At 60.9% G+C, this 21,088-nt stretch carries 23 protein-coding genes and 1 pseudogene; 9 read left to right on the top strand and 15 right to left on the bottom strand.

Annotation, left to right across the window (positions count from 1 at the left end; translation table 11 throughout):
* Positions 1-166: 166 nt before the first annotated feature.
* The gene (gene lspA, locus R4P70_RS27670; protein WP_011331644.1) at positions 167-694 is read right to left on the bottom strand and encodes a signal peptidase II; all 528 of its coding nucleotides are present in this window, start codon (positions 692-694) and stop codon (positions 167-169) included.
* Positions 691-1,611: a cation diffusion facilitator family transporter gene (locus tag R4P70_RS27665; RefSeq protein WP_003944635.1), complete on the bottom strand. Its 921-nt coding sequence runs from the start codon at positions 1,609-1,611 to the stop codon at positions 691-693. Before R4P70_RS27665 ends, lspA begins: the two co-directional genes overlap by 4 nt.
* Before the next feature lie 179 nt (positions 1,612-1,790).
* On the opposite strand from R4P70_RS27665, the gene R4P70_RS27660 reads away from it, so the two are divergent.
* The 6 genes from R4P70_RS27660 (at position 1,791) to R4P70_RS27635 (ending at position 8,541) form a co-directional block, all read left to right on the top strand.
* Positions 1,791-3,719, top strand: coding sequence for a bifunctional copper resistance protein CopD/cytochrome c oxidase assembly protein (locus R4P70_RS27660; protein WP_011331643.1), 1,929 nt, complete (start codon positions 1,791-1,793; stop codon positions 3,717-3,719).
* A 243-nt stretch (positions 3,720-3,962) separates the two neighbouring features.
* The gene (locus R4P70_RS27655; protein ID WP_011331642.1) at positions 3,963-4,760 is read left to right on the top strand and encodes a M23 family metallopeptidase; all 798 of its coding nucleotides are present in this window, start codon (positions 3,963-3,965) and stop codon (positions 4,758-4,760) included.
* Positions 4,761-4,792: 32 nt separating this feature from the next.
* Positions 4,793-5,152 (top strand): BlaI/MecI/CopY family transcriptional regulator, encoded by a 360-nt coding sequence (locus tag R4P70_RS27650; protein WP_003944627.1) that lies wholly within the window; start codon positions 4,793-4,795, stop codon positions 5,150-5,152.
* Positions 5,153-6,103 carry a M56 family metallopeptidase gene (locus R4P70_RS27645; protein WP_003944663.1) on the top strand — a complete coding sequence of 317 codons (951 nt, stop codon included), beginning with the start codon at positions 5,153-5,155 and terminating at the stop codon, positions 6,101-6,103.
* 117 nt (positions 6,104-6,220) lie between these two features.
* A complete protein-coding gene (ctaD, locus tag R4P70_RS27640) occupies positions 6,221-7,972 on the top strand; it encodes a cytochrome c oxidase subunit I (RefSeq protein WP_317832758.1) in 1,752 nt (583 codons plus the stop codon).
* A gap of 29 nt (positions 7,973-8,001) precedes the next feature.
* A complete protein-coding gene (locus tag R4P70_RS27635) occupies positions 8,002-8,541 on the top strand; it encodes a hypothetical protein (protein ID WP_229757320.1) in 540 nt (179 codons plus the stop codon).
* 121 nt (positions 8,542-8,662) lie between these two features.
* Here R4P70_RS27635 and R4P70_RS27630 read toward each other — a convergent pair whose 3' ends face one another.
* The 3 genes from R4P70_RS27630 to R4P70_RS27620 form a co-directional block, all read right to left on the bottom strand.
* On the bottom strand, positions 8,663-8,854 hold the full coding sequence (locus tag R4P70_RS27630) for an antitoxin (protein ID WP_019747385.1): 192 nt from the start codon (positions 8,852-8,854) through the stop codon (positions 8,663-8,665).
* A gap of 142 nt (positions 8,855-8,996) precedes the next feature.
* Complete coding sequence (locus R4P70_RS27625; protein WP_317832755.1) at positions 8,997-9,653, bottom strand: vitamin K epoxide reductase family protein; 657 nt, start codon at positions 9,651-9,653, stop codon at positions 8,997-8,999.
* A complete protein-coding gene (locus R4P70_RS27620) occupies positions 9,650-10,306 on the bottom strand; it encodes a DsbA family protein (RefSeq protein ID WP_003944626.1) in 657 nt (218 codons plus the stop codon). Before R4P70_RS27620 ends, R4P70_RS27625 begins: the two co-directional genes overlap by 4 nt.
* Positions 10,307-10,489: 183 nt before the next feature.
* Between R4P70_RS27620 and R4P70_RS27615 the strand changes: the two genes are divergently transcribed.
* Positions 10,490-11,032 (top strand): copper resistance protein CopC, encoded by a 543-nt coding sequence (locus R4P70_RS27615; RefSeq protein ID WP_229757319.1) that lies wholly within the window; start codon positions 10,490-10,492, stop codon positions 11,030-11,032.
* Between the two features lie 44 nt (positions 11,033-11,076).
* The gene (locus R4P70_RS27610) at positions 11,077-12,012 is read left to right on the top strand and encodes a cytochrome c oxidase assembly protein (protein ID WP_037131609.1); all 936 of its coding nucleotides are present in this window, start codon (positions 11,077-11,079) and stop codon (positions 12,010-12,012) included.
* 50 nt (positions 12,013-12,062) lie between these two features.
* On the opposite strand, the gene R4P70_RS27605 is transcribed toward R4P70_RS27610, so the two are convergent.
* The 7 genes from R4P70_RS27605 to R4P70_RS27575 form a co-directional block, all read right to left on the bottom strand.
* Entirely contained in the window at positions 12,063-12,806 is a 744-nt protein-coding gene (locus tag R4P70_RS27605) for a DUF305 domain-containing protein (protein ID WP_003944664.1), read from the bottom strand.
* The gene (locus R4P70_RS27600; protein WP_041814189.1) at positions 12,799-13,593 is read right to left on the bottom strand and encodes a DUF3105 domain-containing protein; all 795 of its coding nucleotides are present in this window, start codon (positions 13,591-13,593) and stop codon (positions 12,799-12,801) included. The genes R4P70_RS27605 and R4P70_RS27600 overlap by 8 nt, the downstream gene beginning before the upstream one ends.
* A gap of 61 nt (positions 13,594-13,654) precedes the next feature.
* The gene (gene lnt / locus R4P70_RS27595) at positions 13,655-15,256 is read right to left on the bottom strand and encodes an apolipoprotein N-acyltransferase (protein ID WP_003944595.1); all 1,602 of its coding nucleotides are present in this window, start codon (positions 15,254-15,256) and stop codon (positions 13,655-13,657) included.
* Positions 15,253-16,779: a cytochrome c biogenesis protein ResB gene (locus tag R4P70_RS27590; RefSeq protein WP_229757318.1), complete on the bottom strand. Its 1,527-nt coding sequence runs from the start codon at positions 16,777-16,779 to the stop codon at positions 15,253-15,255. The genes lnt and R4P70_RS27590 overlap by 4 nt, the downstream gene beginning before the upstream one ends.
* A 101-nt stretch (positions 16,780-16,880) precedes the next feature.
* Positions 16,881-17,687 carry a cytochrome c biogenesis CcdA family protein gene (locus R4P70_RS27585; protein ID WP_003944619.1) on the bottom strand — a complete coding sequence of 269 codons (807 nt, stop codon included), beginning with the start codon at positions 17,685-17,687 and terminating at the stop codon, positions 16,881-16,883.
* Positions 17,684-18,328, bottom strand: coding sequence for a TlpA disulfide reductase family protein (locus R4P70_RS27580; RefSeq protein WP_003944594.1), 645 nt, complete (start codon positions 18,326-18,328; stop codon positions 17,684-17,686). The genes R4P70_RS27585 and R4P70_RS27580 overlap by 4 nt, the downstream gene beginning before the upstream one ends.
* Positions 18,325-18,963 carry a TlpA family protein disulfide reductase gene (locus tag R4P70_RS27575; RefSeq protein ID WP_003944602.1) on the bottom strand — a complete coding sequence of 213 codons (639 nt, stop codon included), beginning with the start codon at positions 18,961-18,963 and terminating at the stop codon, positions 18,325-18,327. Before R4P70_RS27575 ends, R4P70_RS27580 begins: the two co-directional genes overlap by 4 nt.
* Positions 18,964-19,091: 128 nt before the next feature.
* On the opposite strand from R4P70_RS27575, the gene R4P70_RS27570 reads away from it, so the two are divergent.
* On the top strand, positions 19,092-19,457 hold the full coding sequence (locus R4P70_RS27570) for a DUF4229 domain-containing protein (protein ID WP_019747393.1): 366 nt from the start codon (positions 19,092-19,094) through the stop codon (positions 19,455-19,457).
* A gap of 364 nt (positions 19,458-19,821) precedes the next feature.
* On the opposite strand, the gene R4P70_RS27565 is transcribed toward R4P70_RS27570, so the two are convergent.
* From R4P70_RS27565 to R4P70_RS27555, 3 genes and pseudogenes are all read right to left on the bottom strand, one after another.
* Positions 19,822-20,160, bottom strand: a complete 339-nt coding sequence (locus R4P70_RS27565) for a hypothetical protein (RefSeq protein WP_003944633.1) — start codon at positions 20,158-20,160, stop codon at positions 19,822-19,824.
* Positions 20,147-20,572 (bottom strand): DUF3703 domain-containing protein, encoded by a 426-nt coding sequence (locus tag R4P70_RS27560; RefSeq protein ID WP_087503898.1) that lies wholly within the window; start codon positions 20,570-20,572, stop codon positions 20,147-20,149. Before R4P70_RS27560 ends, R4P70_RS27565 begins: the two co-directional genes overlap by 14 nt.
* Positions 20,573-20,628: 56 nt before the next feature.
* A pseudogene (locus R4P70_RS27555) lies at positions 20,629-21,015 on the bottom strand (HAD-IC family P-type ATPase); the annotation flags it as partial.
* Between the last annotated feature and the right edge of the window lie 73 nt (positions 21,016-21,088).

The following is a 21,088-nucleotide window of genomic DNA, read 5'->3' as shown; positions in this document are numbered from 1 at the left end:
TCATAGCCCCCAAACTATCCGAACGCATTCGACCGAAAACAGGCGGACCGCGGAAATTTTCGACGAGTGGGGCGTCGTGGTTTCGCCACCTCGAACCGCAGAAGTTCGCAGAGATGGACTGCTTCCCTGTCGACAGCGCTCCGGCTCCCTCCTCGCTCGAATCAGGTCACACGGATTGCGGACGCTGAATCTCACGTTCGGACCCGCGCGCGGATTCGAACAGCAGCGACACGGCGACCAGGATGAATCCACAGGTGAGGTAGGTATCGGCAAGATTGAAGGTGGGCCACCAGCCGGTGTGGAAGTAGTCGGTGACCTTCCCGTCGAGGGCTCGGTCGACCACGTTGGAGGCAGCTCCGGCGACAATCAGAGCGAAACCGATCACGGCCACCCCGCGACTTTGCGGGACACTCCGCCAGGCGTATACGGCGATTCCCATGGTGGCGAGGCCGGTAAAGGCGATGATGACGGCACTCGGCAGCTGATTGCCCAGGCTGAAGGCGACACCACTGTTGTAAGCCAGCCTCAAACTGACGACGCCCAGATCCATCTCGTTGGCCCCGGACAGGTGCTTCCGCGCAACGGGCTCAATCGTCAGGGCGACGACGACCGAAACGAGCACCGTCGTAGCGAAGAGAATTCGTTTCTTGCGATGGGGGGATTTGTCGTTCGTGGTCACCTCGTTGGTACTCACCACGGAAGCTCCTGGCAACGCCCGTCACCCGCGGCGGGTTCTACCTGCAGGGTCGCGTGTACGAGATTGAACTGGGTGGCCAATAGATCCTGGGCAGCAGCGAGAACCTTGGTCGGATCGGACTCCTCGTCGATCGTCAAATGCGCCGACGCAACTTCCATGCCCGATGTGAGCGTCCAGATGTGAAGGTCGTGAGCGTCCTTGACTCCGGGGATCCCCTGCAAGGCTTGCGTCACCTCGGTGATGCTCACGCCGGCGGGGGCGTGCTGGAGCAGGATCCGCAGGGCATGGCGGCCGAGATTGTATGCACGCGGTAGGACGAACAAGCCGATCGCAACACCGATCACCGGATCCGCATACCGCCATCCGAAGATCAGTGTGACCAATCCGCTGATCAGGACTCCAACGGACCCGAGCATGTCAGCCATGACCTCGAGATAGGCGCCCCGGACGTTGATGCTTTCCTTCGCCCCGCTGCGAAGCAGCAAGAATGCCGCGATGTTCATCACGAGGCCGACGACAGCGACGATGCTCACCGGGAGTCCAGGGACCTCAGGCGGATCGGAAAGTCGACCGAGAGCTTCGTAGAGAACCCATCCGGCGACACCGAACAGGAGTAGAGCATTGAACAAGGCAGCGAACACCTCCGCCCGGTACATACCGAACGTGCGATCCGGGCGCGATCGCGCTCTTTGCGCAAGCAAGATAGCGGTCAATGCCATGAGGATGCCGAACACATCGGTGAAGACGTGTGCGGAGTCGGAGAGCAGGGCGAGTGATGACGTGGACAACCCCACGATGACTTGCGTGACGAACGTGACCAGACCGAGCCCGACGGCTATCCATAATTTGCGGACATGTTTACCCGATGCACTCGCAGCTTGTTCCGCAACGCCGTGCCCATGGCCGTGACCCATCTCGATATGCCCTTCTCGCCGATGACTGGAGCGTCGTATTCTCATATGCGCATATTTGCCAACGAGAGAGTTTCAGTAAACCCTGGCTGAAGCACCCATGCAACTATCCGTCATAGTATTTTGGTCCGGAGCACCGATCGCGCGGGCGAGATCCACAATGCTGAGAGGTCCACCCGCAAATGATCGAAACCGAACCGTCCGGCGCCGATACCCTCGTCGTCGGACGACCCATACGGAAAGTATTGGGATGGGGTGTCATAGCTGCAATCACTGCGGCGGCATTGGCGCGCGCATCAACTTCCGAGGCGCTGCGATTGCTCGGACTTCCAGATCCGGGGCCCTTGACGATTTACGGACTCCCGGCGGTGATGGCGTTCGGCGAGGTTGCCGCCGTGATGACCGTAGGCAGTCTACTTTTGGCTGCCGTTCTCGTTCCGCCTCAAGCCTCAGGTGTACTCGATGTCGACGGATATCTGGCGCTACGAACCGCAAGCGTCGCCGCCGCTATCTGGGCGGTATGCGCGGCGCTGCTCGTTCCACTCACCCTCTCGGACAGTTCAGGCCAACCTCTCTCCGTCGTGTTCGCCGATCCAGGGCTGTTCGCTCGCGCGATCTCGGACATCGATGTCACAACTGCATGGGCATGGACCGCAGGACTCACACTCGTACTCGCGATTGCGTGTCGTCTGACCCTGCGATATTCGTGGACACCGTTACTTCTCGCATTCGCTTTGTTCAGCCTGCTCCCCAGGGCATTGTCGGGTCACTCCTCCTCGGGCGGATCCCACGACATCGCCACGAACAGTTTGGTTCTGCATATCCTTGCGGCGTCGATCTGGATGGGAGGAATAGCGGCTCTCGTGCTGCATGCCCGCAGAAAGGGGAGCTATCTCGACTTCGCCGCGCGCCGCTTCTCGGCCGTGGCACTCATGGCGTTCGTCGTCATAGCGATCAGCGGTGTGGTCAACGCTGCCGTGCGGGTGCCGCTCACCGCGGTGTGGAGTAGCACCTACGGTGTCTTGATTCTTGCCAAAGTCGCCGCCTTGGTCCTCACCGGACTGGCAGGTTGGCGCCAACGGACAATCGCGATCGCCGAACTGACGAAGGACCCTAGCGACGGTCGCACCTTCATTCGTCTGGCAGGGGTGGAGTCGGTGGTTCTCGCAGTAACCGTCGGTATCGCCGTCGCCCTGGGCCGCACGCCGCCCCCGGCGCCCACGGAACGACAGGATCCGAGCAGAGTCGAGGAGGTACTCGGGTATGCGCTCGATGGCGTACCGACTGCGGGCCGCTTGCTCGTCGACTGGCGATTCGATCTCATTTTCGGAACTCTCGCCGTGGTGTTGGCTGCGTGCTACGTCGTCGGCGTTTTTCGCCTCCGACAGCAGGGCGTGCAGTGGTCGACGTTCCGATCGGTCAGCTGGGCTCTGGGGTGCCTGGTGTTGCTTGTCGCAACATCGTCGGGAGTGGGTAGATATGCACCCGCAGTGATGAGTATGCATATGGCCGCAACGTCCGCCGTGGCGGTCCTTGCTCCACTCTGTCTGGTCCTGGGCGCCCCGTTCACGCTGTTTAGGCTCTCCGTTCGACGATCGTCCGGAGATGCGCCCGGCCTCAGGGAATGGGCGCAGAGCGTGTACAGAGGCTCCTGGTTCCGATTCATGTCCCAGCCCTATGTGATTGCTGTGATTTTCGCCGGAGCCCTGCCTCTCCTTTACCTGGGGGGGATGTACAGCTCTGTCGCCGGCTCGCACGTCCCCCATCTGGTGATCAACGGAACCCTGCTGATCTGCGGTTTCATGTTCTTCTGGGTCATGGTCGGCGTCGATCCCTTGCCGAGGCGGGCGAGCCTCGCGGTCAGGATGGCCCTGCTCCTGGTGGCGTTCTTGGCCTACGGGGGCCTCGCAGCAGCACTGATCACCACTGACACGGTGATTGCTGATCAGTACTTCGCGTCGTTGCAGCGCGGCTGGCTCGACGACCTCTCGCGAGATCAACGGTTCGGTGCCGGACTGATAATCGCGATCGGAGCAATGCCCCTGGCAATCGCGACAGGGTTCCTCACCGCGTGCTGCTCGCCGAGATGCCACCGCGCGGCACATGAGTAGGAGAAGGTGCATTCGCAGGGGACGTTTCGTCGAGATTCTGAACTTTGTCAACGCTCGCCCAAAAACTATGCGAAATAGTAGTACGCTGTCTGGGACCGTCACCATTCTGTGACCTTCCGCGACGCAAGGAATGCGATCTTGGCCCGACACCGCAAGCCCGACACCGACGATCTCGACTGCCCACTTCGGGAAAGTTATCTTTTCGGCACGCCACACAGCGATCGAGACCTGCCAGTCGACACGATGTATATCTCCACCGCATCTGCAGTCGACCGTGAATCCGTCGCTGGAAGCGTTCAGGCGCGACGCGGCGGTGCTCATCGCCGACAGTCCCGCAGTCGTCCTGGTGGACGGGCTTTGGTTCTCTCTGTCGCCACCGGCGCTTTGCTTGCCGCCGGCACATCCGCCTCACATGCATCGGCAGGGAGCGTCAGTGCTCCCGTCGAGCTCGACCAACAACCGCTGGCACCTCTCGACCAGGCACTGGCATCGGCTCCGGAAATTCTCCAGGTTCCCAAACTGGCCGACCTGGGGAGGCTGGCCGAACAGTTGGCTCGAGGCACCGAACGCGACACCGATCGCGCGTCGAGAGAGGCAACCGATCGCGCGTCGAGAGAGGCAGCTGCACGCCAACCGCTGACGATGGCTCCTGTCAGCGGAACATTGACGTCGAACTACGGGCCGCGTTGGGGGTCGACTCATTACGGGTTGGACATTGCCAATGAGATTGGTACACCTATCGTGTCCGTGACCGACGGTACGGTACTCGAGTCCGGACCTGCGTCGGGTTTCGGACTGTGGGTCCGTATCCTGCAGGATGACGGGACAATCGGGGTCTTCGGACACATCAACGAGACTCTGGTAACCGCGGGTCAAAAGGTGCGTGCCGGAGAATTGATTGCGACGGTAGGAAACAGAGGACAATCAACAGGGCCACATCTGCATTACGAGGTGTGGCAGGCAGACGGCCAGAAGGTCGATCCCATGGCATGGTTGGACGCGCGCGGGGTACAGATTCAGCCTCCGGCCATCAGTGACTGACGCAATCGACGATTTTCGAAGGGGGAAGGAAGATGAAGAGGCTCGGCGGGCTCGAATCCGAAGTGATGGATCTCCTGTGGGATGCAGAAGAGCCGCAGTCTGTGCGGGATCTGGTCGACCGCTTCGAGGGCGGCGCCCCGAAGGCATACACCACGATCTTGACCGTCGTGACGCACCTTCACGAAAAAGGTTGGGTGCAGAGGGAAAAACGAAGCCGCGCGTACATCTATTCGCCATCGCGTAGCCGCGATGAAGCGACCTCACTGGCCATGCGCGAATTACTCGACAACAGCAACGACTCTGTTTCAGCGCTTCTGCACTTCGCGCAAAACGTCTCGGATGACGAATACGAGGCACTGCGGCGAGCGCTGGATCACGGCAAGGTTCGGTAGATGACTCTCGCCGCAGTCCTCTTTCTCGGGGCCGTGCTCATCGGAGCGTTCATGCCCAAGGTGTTGCGGCGTTTCGAATCGACCACTCTGGCTCCTGCAGCGATTCTCGCGGCATGGATCGGCAGTATCGTGGGTCTGGGATTCCTTGCCGTATCGGCAGTAGTGATCCTTCTGTGGCCGAGCCATGCACCAGCGGAAGGGCTCTCCGAGGCCCTCGTGCGATGCTTCACTGCCTTCCAGCACGCGATGGCTCCCTGGATCGGGGAAGCGCTCGCTGTCGGCGGAGTTGCGGTTACCGCGCTCATCGCCGCTCGGAGCTTGTTCTTGGCTCATCGACAACATAAGGGCCGAGCGAAGGTCCGCGACTACCACCGTGATGTCGTATCGATCATCGCCCGCGCAGATCCGGCATCGGATGACGTTCTCTGGCTTGATCATCCGATGCCGATGGCCTACAGCGTCGCTGGACGGCCGGGATTCGTCGTAGCGACCAAAGGTCTCTCCGATTGCTTGACTGCATCCGAGCGTGAAGCGGTGATCGCGCACGAGCGGGCACACTTGCGAGGGCAGCATCACCGGATCATCAATGTGTGCGAAGTCTTCGCGAAGGCGCTGCCGGTGATCCCGCTGTTCAAAGCGGCTCCCGCTGCGGTGCGGCGGCTGGTCGAGCTCGCTGCCGACGATCGAGCTGCACAAGCCACCAGCCCCGATGCCGTCCGGTCGGCATTGCGCGTGGTGGCGACGTCGCCGCTACCTCAGCCGGTGTGGACTCTCGGGCTCGGTGACGACGAGATCGCGGTGCGTTTGGTCAGGCTGCAGGCCGATTCCCGGATTCGCGCCACCAAACTGGTCTGTATCTCTGCTGCGATGCTCCCGATGATCGTTCCCGTCATCGCCGCGTTGACCACCATGGTCGTCTTCTCCGCGTCCGCTCATGCCCTCGTGACCTAAGGCGGCACCGGAGGAACACTCGATCGGTACCTCGAACCCAAAAACTATGCAACGTAGTATTTGGGTTATGCTTCTGTCGCACACTCTATTTGCGTCTCGACAGGAAGCGGGCTGACCATGACCGCAATTGCATCACCCCCCATCGCCGCCCGGCCGTACCCCGCGCGACGGGCGCCGAAGGGATCGGTGCTGCGGAACCTTGTGACGACGACCGATCACAAGACGCTCGGCTTGATGTATTTGGTGACTTCGTTCGCGTTCTTCCTCATCGGCGGGCTCATGGCGCTGATCATGCGCAGCGAACTGGCGATTCCGGGCATGCAATTCCTGTCGAACGAGCAGTACAACCAGTTGTTCACCATGCACGGCACGATCATGCTGCTGCTGTACGCGACGCCGGTGGTGTTCGGATTCGCCAATTTCGTTCTCCCCCTGCAGATCGGTGCGCCGGATGTCGCCTTCCCGCGACTGAACGCGTTCAGCTACTGGCTCTACCTTTTCGGTGCGCTCATCGCTACGGGCGGCTTCGTCACTCCCGGCGGTGCCGCAGATTTCGGCTGGACGGCCTACACACCTCTGAGTTCGGCAGTCAGCTCACCTGGGGTCGGTGCGGATCTGTGGATTGTGGGGCTTCTCGTCTCCGGTCTCGGCACCATTCTCGGCGCGGTCAACATGATCACCACCATTGTCTGCTTACGCGCTCCGGGGATGACGATGTTCCGCATGCCGATCTTCACGTGGAACATCTTCATCACCTCGGTCTTGATTCTGTTGGCCTTCCCGCTGTTGACCGCGGCACTCTTCGCACTGCTTTACGACCGCAGACTCGGGGGCAACATCTTCGACCCCGCGAACGGCGGAGTCCTGCTGTGGCAACATCTGTTCTGGTTCTTCGGTCATCCCGAGGTCTACATCATCGCGCTGCCGTTCTTCGGTATCGTCTCCGAGATTTTTCCGGTCTTCAGCCGCAAACCGATTTTCGGCTACAGCGGACTGGTATACGCGACATTGGGCATTGCAGCCCTCTCGATCGCGGTATGGGCGCATCACATGTACGCCACGGGCGCGGTTCTCCTGCCGTACTTCTCGTTCATGACGTTCCTGATCGCCGTGCCGACGGGTGTGAAGATCTTCAACTGGATCGGAACGATGTGGAAGGGGCACTTGACGTTCGAATCGCCGATGCTGTTCTCTCTCGGATTCTTGATCACCTTCCTCTTCGGTGGCCTGTCCGGTGTGCTGCTGGCGAGCCCTCCGCTGGATTTTCAGGTGACAGATACTTACTTCGTTGTCGCCCATTTCCACTATGTGGTTTTCGGTACGGTCGTGTTCGCGACGTACGCCGGTATCTATTTCTGGTTCCCGAAGATGACGGGCCGCATGATGGACGAGCGCCTGGGCAAGTGGCACTTCTGGACCACGTTCGTCGGCTTTCACATGACGTTCCTCGTCCAGCACTGGCTCGGTGCCGAAGGTATGCCCCGTCGTTACGCCGACTACCTACCCGCGGATGGATTCACCGCCCTCAATACAGTCTCGACCATCGGATCCTTCATTCTCGGAGCCTCCACTCTCCCGTTCATCTGGAACGTCTTCAAGAGCTACAGATTCGGCGAAGTGGTCACCGTCGACGATCCGTGGGGCTACGGAAACTCGCTGGAGTGGGCGACCACTTGCCCGCCGCCGCGGCACAACTTCACGGAGTTGCCGCGCATTCGTAGCGAGCGTCCGGCCTTCGAGTTGCACTACCCGCACATGGTGGCTCGGATGCGGGCAGAAGCACACGTCGGGGTCGGTCATCGGCCGGAGACGACCTCAGAATCGGAGAAGGTACTTACCGGCATGCCCGACGATGACGAGAAGAAGTAGTTCGGCGACGAAGTCCGATGGGAAAGCCAATGTCAACACGAACAATGCCAGTGGTCATCGTCCCGGCAACAGATGCCGCTGCCGCCCTACTGACGGACTGGTTGATCCGAGACGTACTGCCCACCGCTCTCGACGGCGGAGTGGCGAACCATGCCGCTGACCACTTGCGGACCTTGCCGCCGATATCTCGTCGCCACGTCCGACACCCCCGCAAACTTCGGGTCCACACCCGCCGGGTCGGCGAAGCAATCGCGACAATCGAGAACCATCTCCACACCGTCGCGGTTTCCGTCGACGCAGAACGGACCTTCACGCCTTCGATCACGGTCCTTCCCGACCCCGTGCTGAACGCCGCAGCCAGTATCAGTGGTGCCGTGATGGATATCGGGAGTTCCGCGGCGGCATTGGCCAATCGTGCACTCCTTCTGGCTCCGACGACAATCGAGTCGCCGGAAGCGGCGCTCACGACCCAATCGAGGGTAACCGAATCCTATTACGCACTCCTTGCGCGGCTGTGGCACAGCGATTTTCACGCGAGCATCGTCATCCCTCCACCGACCGAACCCTGAGCGCTCCTCGCTTCGGTGTGCTGTTACGAGGGGGGCACACCGAAGCGAGATTATTCGACACTCATCCTCAGTCGTACGCCTTGGATTCGGCGACAATCAGGCGGCACGACAAAGGGGGTGACTACTTCTTCGGAGGGATCGCTCTCTTCGCGGCAAAGGAGGCCCTCTGAATCTGGCTGGTCAGTTTTCCACCGGTTTTGGTTTCGGCAGCAGCGGCGGTTTTGTCGATTGCATTTTCGATCTTGTCCGCGTTCTTCGAGGCGGCCTCCATGCCTTTGTCGACCAGCGCTTTCGCTGCACCCGTGAGTTTCATGTTCGTCTCCTTCTCCTGGCCTCAATTGCCGATGTGCCCGTGGATTGCCGAGATAAAAACTAAGATCCATAGTAGTTGCGTTGAGCGTGGCTGATCGTGCACCTGCCGAGTTCGGCGGCGTTGGCCCTTTTGCGTCAGACCCTCAGATCAACGTCGACCAATAGGTCCAGAATGCGCTGAGAATCATGCTCGCGACGGACAAGATCCAGATGGTAGGCACGAGAGTGTGATTCTGGGCGCCGACCGTCACGATTCTCGTCACGGTTCGAGAGGAGGCTGAGGCGCTGCGGGTGCAAAGGTGCAAAGAGGCATACCAGAGTGCTGTGATCGTCACCACCCACACGACCATGCAGTACGGGCACAGTGCTTGGATTCTGTACAAGCTTTGGAATATCAGCCAGTGGACCAGTACCGCGCCGGCGAACAATCCGATGACGAGAGACCGCCAATACCATTGAGGAAGTCCGCTTTTCGCGGAAAGCGTTACGATTCCCGTGGTCAGCAAGACGGTGAATGCCACCACGCCGAGGATCGAGTTCGGAAAACCGAAGACCGACGCCTGGGGAGAACTCATCACCGATCCGCAGCTGAGGACGGGGTTGATGCTGCAGGACGGACGATACGAGGGATCGGAGAGAAGTCGAAACTTCTCGATCGTCAGTATCAGAGACGCGATCAATCCGAGCACGCCAGCACCTGAGAGGATCCAACCGATCGCGTAGGAAGAACACGCTGCAGGGAAGGAACCAGCAGTGCGAGCCCCCCTGGTATCGGTCCGGGTGCCACCCGTTGACGTCATCGGGCCAGCGCTGCGTCGATGCGCCCGGTGAGCTCCTCGTATGTGGGCATGGCTGGCAACTGGACGCCGTCGAGGAAAAGTGTCGGCGTGCCCTGCACCCCCAAGTCGATCCCTTCGTTGAAGTCTCGTTCAACCCGCTCGGCAACAGTGGGATCCTTCAGATCCGCTTCGAAGGTAGCCATGTCGAGCCCCAGATCCTGTGCGAACGTACGAAAGAGGGGTTCTTGAGATTCGGACGATTCACCCCACTCGGTCTGTGTGTCGTACATGCGCTGATACATCTCGACGAACTTCCCTTGCCGAGAAGCTGCCTCGACCACTCGCGCTGCGAGTCCGCTGTTCGTGTGGCTGGGGATAGGGAAGTACCGCACGCCAAAGGTAATGCGGTCCGCGTACTCGGTACGTATCCGTTCCATCGTGGGATACATAGCCAGGCATGCCTCGCACTCGAAGTCGAGGAATTCGACCAGAACGACATCGTTGTCGGGGGCAGTGGAAAGCAGATGGGTGTCGGCTCGGAGCACCGTCGCGTCCGAAGCGCCGGCGCTGGTGGTCCCTGTCCCGCTGCGGTTACCGAGCAACAGTGCACCGAGGACGACAGCGAAGACAGCTACCAGGGCTATCGAAAATTTCGCGTTGGTGGTCAACTTCATGGATCCGCCTACCGGGTCGATGTTCGTTCGTGCGCGCAGCCTTCCGGCGACCACACACCCTGACTACTATGCAACATAGTAGTCGGAGGTAGTCTCTCAGCGAGATGCCGGTGTGCATCGATCGCCGGACTCCGCACCGTGATGGTGTGAGCCGAGTAGGAGGAACAGATTTTGAGGCGTGCAATGGTTGTGCTGCTGGTGGCTGCAGGGTGTGCGCTCATCGGCGCAGGCACCGCGCAAGCCCACAGTGCGCTGGTCGGATCGACTCCATCCGCGGATGCAGCTCTCGATGCTGCACCTGTTTCCGTGGAATTGGTGTTCAACCAAGAGATTCAGACGAGTTTTGCGAACGTGACCGTCAGTACGGCCGACGGAACGCAGGTCGGGGCCGGGGATCCGTCAGTGCAGGGAGAGCGCGTCTCTCTCTCCACGACCCCGCAGATGCCTTCGGGCACCTACACCGTGGGGTATCGCGTGATTTCCGAGGACGGCCATCCGATCACAGGGTCCTATACCTTCACGTTGAACGTGGCACCGAACGCGGCGGCACCGTCTCCTGCAGGTGCTCTTCCCTCTGTCACAGTCGCCCCGTCGGCAGCCACCGGTGAAACCGGCGCCGCCGACGGATCCCCACTGCTGCTGCCGATTCTCGGTGGCGCCGTGGCGTTGCTGTTCGTGGTCGGAATGGTGATCGTCCTGCGCGGAGAGAAGCGCTCGAAGCGCTGAACCTGCAGCACAGTCGAGCGAGGACGGAAAGGCCAGGTCAGGTGATGGACTGGATACGACTTCCCGAGGCCGCACCCTCGTTCGGTGAGATGGTCGGCTGGGCTCCGCAGCCATTGCCGATGCTGCCGGTCATCGGAATCTTGATGGCGGCGTGGTACTGCTGGGGCGTCCATCGGGTGAAAGCGTCCGGAAGAGCATGGCCGTGGACGAGGACGGCCAGTTTCGTCTTCGGCTGCGTGCTACTGATTCTCGTCACGGGCCTGGCGGTCGAGGGGTACGGATACGAACTTTTCAGTATCTGGATGTTCCAGCATCTGACCCTCTCCATGGCCATTCCGCCACTTCTGGTTCTGGGCAGTCCTGGACTTCTTTTGCTGCGCTCCACGCCTCATTCAGGTTGGGGAATTCCGATTCTCACAGTTTCCCTGACGGCGCTTCGAAGCCGGACCGCGAAGATCCTGCTGCACCCCGGCGTCACAATTCCACTGTTCCTGTTCAGCTACTACGGCATTTACCTCTCGCCGGTCTTCGACCTGGTAGCGCGGTCCTGGATCGGTCACACAGGTCTCGAGCTCTTCTTCCTGGCCACCGGAGTACTGTTCATCGTCCCGGTGCTCTCCTCGGGGCCGTTGCCCGTCAAACAAAGCAACCTGGGTCGATGTTTCGACCTGTTCGTCGAAATGCCTCTCCACGTTTTCATCGGCGTGATCCTGATGATGGCAACTTCGCCACTCCTGAGTACCTTCACCAATCCGCCAGCCTCCTGGAATGTGGACCTGATGGCGGATCAACAAATGGCCGGCGCACTGGCTTGGTCCTACGGAGAACCGATCGCCTTGATCATCATGGTGGTTTTCGCGATGCGGTGGAAACGCGACGAATCCTTCACCAACGCCGCAGTCGACAAGAAGGTCGCACGCGAAGGCGATGTCGACCTCGATGCCTACAACGAGTTCCTGAGAACTCTTCCGCGCCGGTAAAGGTTTTCGACACGCCACGGTTCCGAGTGGTCCGCGGACGCCTATGGGGTTCAGTTCATCGGGATTGGTTGAGCATCCCTGTCCGCGAGGAGATTTTGCAGAGCTGTCGATTCCGCCTGCTGCGTGACAGCGATTTGTCGCGCGAGATTCGTCACGGCCGGGAGAGCGGCATTGTCGGCGGCGTACTGGGCCATGGGGATACCGCCCTGATGGTGGCGCAACAACAACTGTAGGTAGCGAATCTCGAAGGCAGGGCCGGTTAACGCACGTAGTTCGGCGAGCTCGGCAGAAGTTGCCATACCTGGCATCGATACAGCAGTCGCTTCGGCATCACTTTGCGCGGTGCTCATCCCTGGCATCGAATGATCCATCGATACCGAAGGCATCGGCATCCACTCCATGTACCCACCTGAACTACGGGCGGGGCGGTCCCACAGCGTCAGCCACCCCTGCATCATTCCTATCTGGCTTTGCTGAGTGGTGACGACGTCGAAGGCGAGAGTTCGAATGGCCGGGTCGGTGGCGTTGACCAGGGCAAGAGAGGACATCTCGACTGCTTGCCCGTGATGAACGGACATGTCCTGCGCGAAGCCGATATCCACGGACTCGGCGGATGACGTCCCGGATGAGGTGTCGGCGATCTTCCCTTGTACCCACAGTCCAATGACGATGCCGAGCAGCAAGGCGATGACGATACCGACGACCAACACCGCAGGCGGCGTGTGTCGGCGATCTGCGGGAGAGGCAGCCACTGGCTGGCGTTCGATCTGGTCCGTATCGCGTTGTTCAGCCATTGCCGCGATCTCCGGCTGTGGGCATCGGGGCGGGCGAAGCGGGGGCGACGCCGGCGGCTGGCGGATCCGCCGCGGGGATGGCGTCGGGACCCGGAGGGGATGGATCGAACGGGAAGGGTTCCTTCGGGTCGAATCCGCCCGGAACCGTCGCACAACTGGCACCGGGTTCCGGATGGGTGTTCGGATTCTGTCGGAGTGCGGTGATGAATTGCGCGATACGGGGGTCGTCGGCGCTCTCGACCTTGAGTTGGTGCCCCCATGACTGAAGAGAGATGGGTGCGCCGATGCCGGGGAAGGGGGACATCAGCGAATACGGTTCCCCGTCGACCCGGGAGGCGAGAGTGTCGATGTCGGACGAGTTCAACGCTTCGGGGTCGTACGACACCCAGATCGCGCCGTGTTCGAGGGAGTGCACCACGTTCTCGGTGCGTATCGGCTCCGGATAGACGACTCCGGTACACGTTGCCCAGTACTGATCGTGAGCACCTCCCGATGGCGGATTTTGATCGTATGCAACGCGCTGCGGCGCTTGAATATGACTGCCGGCTGCGTATTCGATCTCGCTCACGCCGTCGATCGACGTCGACGGGTCGGGATTGTCGGCACTCGGAGCGTACTTTTGGGCCTCGTTCTTATCGATTGCGCGAGGCACCACGTTGTACGCGATGACCGAGACCAAACCGACGATGACCAGGACTGCCAGCGATATCGCCCACGGAAATCCTCGGCCACCAGGCACCACGCCGCCTCGCGGCCGTGTGGGGGACTTTTTGCGGCTCTGGGTCATTGGTGAACTCGTTTCGCTTGTGCACTGGCACCGACACTGAATTACTATCATGCATAGTAATTCATGTTCTCGTTCTTTCACCCCGCCGAACCCGGTACATGCCTCTGAAGAGTGCCGAAGTGGCGAGAGAAAGCACGATCGCAGACAACGCGAGTTCCGGAATCGAACCCACACGTGTTGCCAACGTGAGATCGGAGCGAACGGCGATCTCGTCGGTCAATGCTTGTGCTGTGAAGATCTCGCTCTGTTGACGCACCACACCCGTTGGCGTGATGATTGCGCTGACACCGCTGGTTGCTGCGATCAGCACACTGCGGCCGTGTTCGACCGCCCGCACCCGCGACATGGCCAGCTGCTGAAAGGTCATCTCGGTCCGGCCGAAGGTCGCGTTGTTGGTGGGAACCGCGATGACGGTGGCTCCTGCCTTGACGGACTCGGTCACCAGATCGTCGAAGGCCACCTCGTAGCAGGTGGCAACAGCTATGTGGACGCCGTTGAGGTCGACGACGCCGTTCCCGTTCCCGGCAATGAAATTGCCTGCTGCATCGGCATACGACGACACTGCACGAACGATCGATCGGAGCGGCAGGTACTCCCCGAAGGGCACAAGCTGCCGTTTGATGTGTTGCTGCCCAGGGCCGTCCGTCGGATCCCAGACCATGGCACTGTTGATCGATGTTCCTGGCTCGCCCTGCAGGACCGTACCGACCAGGATCGGGGCGCCGATAGAACGGGCTGCTCGGTCCAGTCGATCCGCCGCATCCCGATTCGTCAAAGGATCTATATCCGAAGCGTTTTCGGGCCAGATGACAAGTCGTGGCCGGGCTGCTCGGCCCGCTGTGACCTCAGCTGCGAGTTGTTCGGTGCGGGCAACATGATTGTCGAGCACCGCTCGGCGTTGGGCGTTGAAATCCAGGCCCAGGCGCGGCACATTACCTTGAACGACGGTCGCCGTGACGACTTCGTCCGGGGTTACTTCAGGAGAACTCACCACGAAGGCACTCACGAACACGAGGACGATGGCCGTTCCACCCTTCATCAATGCCTGCCATCGAACACGGGAGGTTCCGGCCAGGGACCAGGCAAGGAGAGTTCCGGTCAGCGCGGTCACAAAGGACAACCCTGGTGCCCCGGCTATCGCCGTCAACGGTAGCAACGGACTGTCTGCTTGCCCGAAAGCTAAACGCCCCCAAGGGAAACCGCCGAACGGAACTCGACTACGAAGCGCTTCTGTGGTTACCCATGCGCCCGCAATCCACACCGGGTAGAGCGGAGCGCGACCGACCGCCACTGCCAGGACGCCGAACACTCCGAATGCGACCGCTTCTATCGACGCCAACGCCAACCACGGGATCGGACCCACGTACGCCCCGACCCACGGAAGCAAGGGCATGAAGAAGCCCAGCCCCGCCGCATAGCCGAATCCGAAACCTGCCCGGAGACTTCGCCCCCGGAGAACAACCGTCAGCAGGGCGATGGCGACAGGTGCGAGAAACCACAGCGTGCGCGGCGGGAAGCTGAGAAACAGCAGCCATCCAGCGCCCACCGAAAACGCGAAACGCAGAGCAATTCCGCCGCTGCGCCGCGCGGGCCGGACATCTTTGGGGCCTGAATCAGTGTGACCGTCGCTGACAAGTGCACATTCGAGGGAAGGGACCTTCACATGCTCACTCTCATCGGCGGAGAACTTCGCTGATCTGCCACCAACTTCTCGCGAAGGTCGTCGAATTCGCCGCCCCACCCGGCATGATCGGTCCTCGCCAATCCGCCGAGTTCGAGATCAACCTGCTCTGGTCCCGCCCCCGGGCGTAGACGGACCCACATCCGTCGCCTCCTGATCACGAGCGAGATCAGAAGTCCGAGCATCATCGTGACCGCAAAAACGAGAACCCACTGTTGCACAGGGTCGTACGACACCTGCAAATTGGCGAATTCCTTTGCGCCGTCGAACCGAACCTGTGTTCCATCGGTGAGAGTCCGCGTCTCTCCAGGGCGGAGGTTCACACGATCTTGTTTGACCAGCCTTCCTTGGTTGATCATTTCCTTGTTCAACGAGAAGATCGATTGCGGGATGCCGGTGTCCAGACCCGTATCGCCCTTGTAGATGTCGATCGCGACCGCAGGGTCACGCGCATCGGGAAACGACGAAGTCAGAAGCGTCCCGCTGAAGGAAGCGGTCGGCGCGAAGAGTCCCTCGATGGCGATCTGATTCTTCCGGCGCTCGTCCGGATTCGGAAACGATCCACCTGGCGGATCGAACCGCAACGCCCCACTGCTCAGGAACGTGACCGCATCGTCCGGTTGAAACTGCATCGTCTCGGTACGGGACTGTCCGTCGGGAAAAGTGACGGTGAACTGCGGCGCGTACCCATGGCCGGTCAGATAAACACGGGCACCGTCGGTACGCAGCGGTTCGTTGACCCGAAGACGATAGTCTTTCCAGGTATTGGTCGCGATATCCTGCCCGCTCTGATACGAAATGTTGGAGGTGAACATTTCGGCCTGACCAGTATCGAGATAATCTGCGGAAAAGTCGTTGACCTTGATGCAAAAGGGCGCGAGACCCGTGCCGTCAGTAGCACTTCCCGCGCGGAACGAGTCGTACACGGCAGGTGACGTATTACAGAAACCGGGGCCGCCGTCGGCAATGACGATCACCGAACCCTCGTACCCCACCAACTTGCCGATCGCGACGGTGACGAGCAACCCGATCAGCGAGAAGTGGAACACCAGATTCCCGGCCTCACGCAGATACCCCTTTTCCGCGGAAACCGATACCTCGGAATCCTTTTCGGACCTGACGGCTACCCGCCAGCCCTTGAGCGACTGCCGCACTCTGGTGAGGGCCTCGTCATGCGAGATGTCAACTACGCCGTGGAAATGGTGCGGCAACCTGGACAGATTCCGAGGTGCTCGTACAGGTTGGCTCCGAAGCGCGCCGAGATGCGCCTGCAGGCGTGGAACAAGACAGCCGATGAGAGAGAGAAACAGCAGGACGTAGATCGCAGTGAACCAGAAGCTGGAAAAGACGTCGAACAACTCCAGCTTGTCGAATAGCGGGCCGAGGGTTGGCTGCGCCGCGATGTACTGGGAAACTTTCTGTACGTTGAGATTTCGCTGAGGCAACATAGCACCGGGAAGTGCTGCGAGTGCCAAGAGGAACAGGAGCACGAGCGCGGTGCTCATCGACGTCAACCGGCGCCAATTGTGGCGCAGTAGTCGAACGCTTTCTCGGATAATCAGTCTCGGTAGGCGGCGGATGCGACCTCCCGCGGTGGCGTTATCTGTCATATCGGCAGCACGACCGAACTGACGAATTCGTTGCGTAACCAGCCGACGAACATGCCCCACACGCCGGTGACCAGTGCGAGCCCGACAGCGACGAGCATTATTCCGCCGACGATCTGAATCGTCCGTGAATGGCGTTTGAGCCACCCGACGCCGCGGAGAGCTTTCGCCGACCCGAACGCAAGCACGATGAACGGCAGTCCCAATCCCAGACAGTAGGCGACAATCAGTATCACGCCCCGCGCTGCTGTCGTGCCTTCAGTTCCGGCCGCCACCGAAATAACTCCGGCGAGGGTGGGGCCGAGACATGGTGTCCAACCCAACGCGAACACGCCCCCCAACAAGGGCGCGCCGGCAAGGGAGGAGATACGCCGCGGGGCGAACCGTGTGTCTTTCTGCAAGGCAGGAATCAAGCCGATGAAGGTCAACCCCATCACGATGGTGATCACACCACCCACCCGTTGGAGCAGGTCTTCGTTGATGCGCAGGGTTCCGATCACCCCGAACACCGACGCGGTGGCGAGAACGAACACCACGGTGAATCCGGCAACGAACATCGTTGCCGCGCCGGTAACCCGCCATCTGCCTGCAGGTTCCGAGGTCTCGTCGCCACGGGTCACCGCTGGAGAATCAGCTCCGGAAATGCCGGCCAGATACGACAGATATCCGGGAACGAGCGGCACCACACACGGCGATGCGAACGACACCAGACCGGCCAGAATGCACGCTGCTACGGCGAGCAGTAACGGGCCGCTCGCGGCGGCGGTCTGGAAGCTGGAGCCGACACCTTGGGCGAGTTCGTTCACCGCTCGGCCGCCACGCGCTCGATGACCGGTTGCAGATCCTCGGTGAGAAGTGCGCGAAGAAACACAGCGGCGACGCGCTGTCTGCGATCCAACACCAAGGTGGAGGGAATCACGCTTGTCGGATAGTTTCCGCCGAGCGCTGTCAAAGTTCTCATCGACGGGTCGTAGATCGAGGGGTAGCTGACGTTGTTGTCGACGACGAAGTCCTGGGCCTTGTCTCGTTGAGGATCTCGAACGTTGATCCCGAGAAACTGAACACCGAGACTTTCGGTTGCTTCGTACGCGCGCTCGAGATCGTCGGCCTCGGACCGGCACGGGGCGCACCATTGCCCCCACAGATTGATCACGACGACCTGACCGGCGTAATCAGTGAGTGAAATATCGCTACCGTCGGCCATGAGGTCAGGTCCGGCCAATACACCGATCATGTTTCGCGATTCGGGCGGGTCGTACAAAATATCGGTTTGTCCTCCCGGTGACACGAAATCGAAATTCGCACCCGAAGCGACTGCATCGGTGCCGGTTGCACATCCACTCGCGGCGACGACGATCGCAGTGAGAATAGCGACCAGTGGGAGGATGCGGGTCGGTTTTCCGAGTACGCGTTGTCTCGATTTGCGAGGGAGTGCGGGGGCATTCATTTCATCAACTCACTTACAGCGGAGCGTATTTGGTCAGTGTTTTCGAAAACCATGGGGGTTGTAATCTGTTCGACGGACCCGTCTTGTTGGACGAGAAAGCTCAGCGGCAGAACTGGCGGCGCCGATAGCGCAATTCCGATGTCGTCGACCGCAGCGAACGAGGGATAGTGCACGCCTGCAGCGGTGAGAAGCGCTAGTGCTGTGGACATGTCGTCCTGGACGTTGATCCCGACTACTCGGATGGAGCCCGGAGTACCTGCATAGTCATTCAGGACCGGGATTTCCGATCGGCACGGCCCGCACCACGAGGCCCAGAGGTTGATCAGGGTCGGCTCCCCGGACAGCGCTGCACCGAGGTCGACCACAGTATTCTCGCCAAGACACGTCGCTTTGATTCCCAGGAGTTCTCCTCCAGCGGGCGGTACTGCCGGGGCCACAGGACAGGGAACCGCTGCTGCCGCGGACTTCGAGGAAAACCCCGAGTCGACGCGATCTTCATCTGCCTGGGCGGCCGGAGGCACTTGAGGCCGGGTCGAGGAATGGGTCTCGGTTGACGTTGATCGAGGCCAGATCGCCACGACGAGAAGACCGATCACAACCAGGAAGAGCAGGAACCACCGAGACTGTGCCTGCATGCACTTCCTCCAAGCGTGGTGCGGTGAACCGGGACAACACTGAACTACTATTGTGCATAGTAGACATATGGTTCGTTCTGTCGCCCCCGCCAACCAGAGGCGGGATCCGAACCCGAGAATCGAGCATCGTGAAACGCCAGTCCGCTCCGAAGGGCCGTATCAATCCACCAGTCAGCCCAGAAATTGCGGCACTGGGTGCCCATCAAGCACCGCAGACGCGCGTGGCGCGGATCAACCGTGTAGCACGGTCAAAGCTCGTGCGTCTGGTGATGTACTACACCGCGGTTCGACTCGCCCTGATCGCCGGCCTCGCAGTGATCATCATGGGAATCAACGCCATACTCGAACTCGAAATCCCCGGTGTGTTAGCACTGTTCGGGGCGGTGCTGCTCGGATTCGCCATCTCTGCGATCGCGTTCCGGTCATTGCGCCGCCGGATCAATGAAGAAGTGATGGTCGTAGATGAAAAACGGCGTGCAATGCGCACCCGGTGAAGGGTTCCCTCCGGTTAGGTGCGCGTGAAAGCTCCAGTAACGAAAATGCCCAGCATCGGTGCCACAACCTGTCTTTTTTGGACGTATGACCGCTCAAAGCTGCCTTCCTGGGTGATGCCGAGGGCGCGCGATCATGCATTGATTGGCATTGGGATGAAGATGTCAGGTGACGGGATCAGGTGCGGAGTCGGCGGTATCCGTGGTGGTCTCGAGTTTCGGAATCGGTACAAGCTGCGGGATCAGGCGGACGAGACTCGAGCAGGCGCAGTACGGAGGACCGTTGAGTCAGCTCGCCCTTGTGAGGAACCCCGGGGCTGCTGCTGGAGACGACCCTGTTGGGACCACCGGTGGGTGGCCGATACTTTCACTCATCGCCCTCTACATCAGCTGTGGGCGCAGCCATACCGAACGCACCCCTCAGTGCAGCAACGGTAGGAGCGCCACCGACCTCGCCCGTGGAATCTCGATAGAGCCTGCATGACACGTTGGGGACCTGGTCCGGTTCGGCAAACGGATCGCGGCCGTCGACGAGCAACGTCGGCGATCCGGTCATGCCCGCAAGCCTTGCGGATCGAGGATCGTCGACGATTACGTGGCGCAGTTCCCAATCGATGGACTCCTCCGCGAGAACGTGCTCGATCCGTTGTTCGAGGAGCTGCACGTTCGGGCAGTCCGGGACTTGCAAAATTTCAAGGTGCATCATGGTGTTCCTCCGTCGGCGTGTGGTTTCGAGTATGCGGCAGTGCAGGACAGCTCGCGGTAAACGAAACCCAGGACTGGTAGGTCTGCATTTTCTCGGCAAGATCGTCAGGTATCGGCATCGGTGTCATAAGACCGGCACGAGTTCGTTCGGTGTTGCCCTCCGGATAGCGGCCCAGTGCGGATCCCGGGGCGGCGACGACGATGATGCGAAGAACCTGCCCGACGGCTTCGCGGCAGTCACGCTGATGTAAGGCCAGGGGAGCATGGCGAGGTGGTTTGTGTGGCCATGGACAGGGCTGGGAGAGGACATGTGTGCGTTCGAGGTGATGCCAACGCTGGGTGTCATCGCTGGTGCGGCCGGCTGCGGTCCTCTTTGCGGGCCGAAACGCGACGGCGCTGTGTCGGTCGTGCAAGCGATGCGCTTCGTGTAGACACTGCGCAATTGTGCGAGCATTCGGTTCATCGGATGCAGAGCCGGCGGCAGGTGCTGCAGGTCTTCGCCCATCAGAGCAACATCGGCGGTCTCGATGGCCACGTCGGAACCCATCGCGCCCATGGCAATGCCCAAGTCGGCGGTGGCCAGGGCGGGGGCGTCGTTGACACCGTCCCCGACCATTGCCGTCGGGCGGTTCGCACGCAAGGTTTCCACGATCCGTGCCTTGTCCTCCGGGCGCAGGTCGGCGTGCACGTCGTCGATCCCGACGTCGGCGGCCAGCGCCTGGGCGGTGCGTTCGTTGTCGCCGGTGAGCATCGCGACGGTGTACCCGCCGCGTCGTAGCCCGGCGATCACCTCATGTGCTTCCGGTCGGAGCTCGTCTCGTACGGCGACTGCCCCGATGACGGTTCCGGCGCGCTCGATCCACGCCACGAGTTCCCGAGACCTCTCACCGATGGCGTGGCCGCCGCACCCGGACTGAGTCGTCTCGACG

Source organism: Rhodococcus sp. IEGM 1241 (assembly GCF_033142365.1).
Taxonomy (GTDB): Bacteria; Actinomycetota; Actinomycetes; order Mycobacteriales; family Mycobacteriaceae; genus Rhodococcus_F; species Rhodococcus_F erythropolis.
This window is presented reverse-complemented; position numbering and strand designations above follow the sequence as displayed.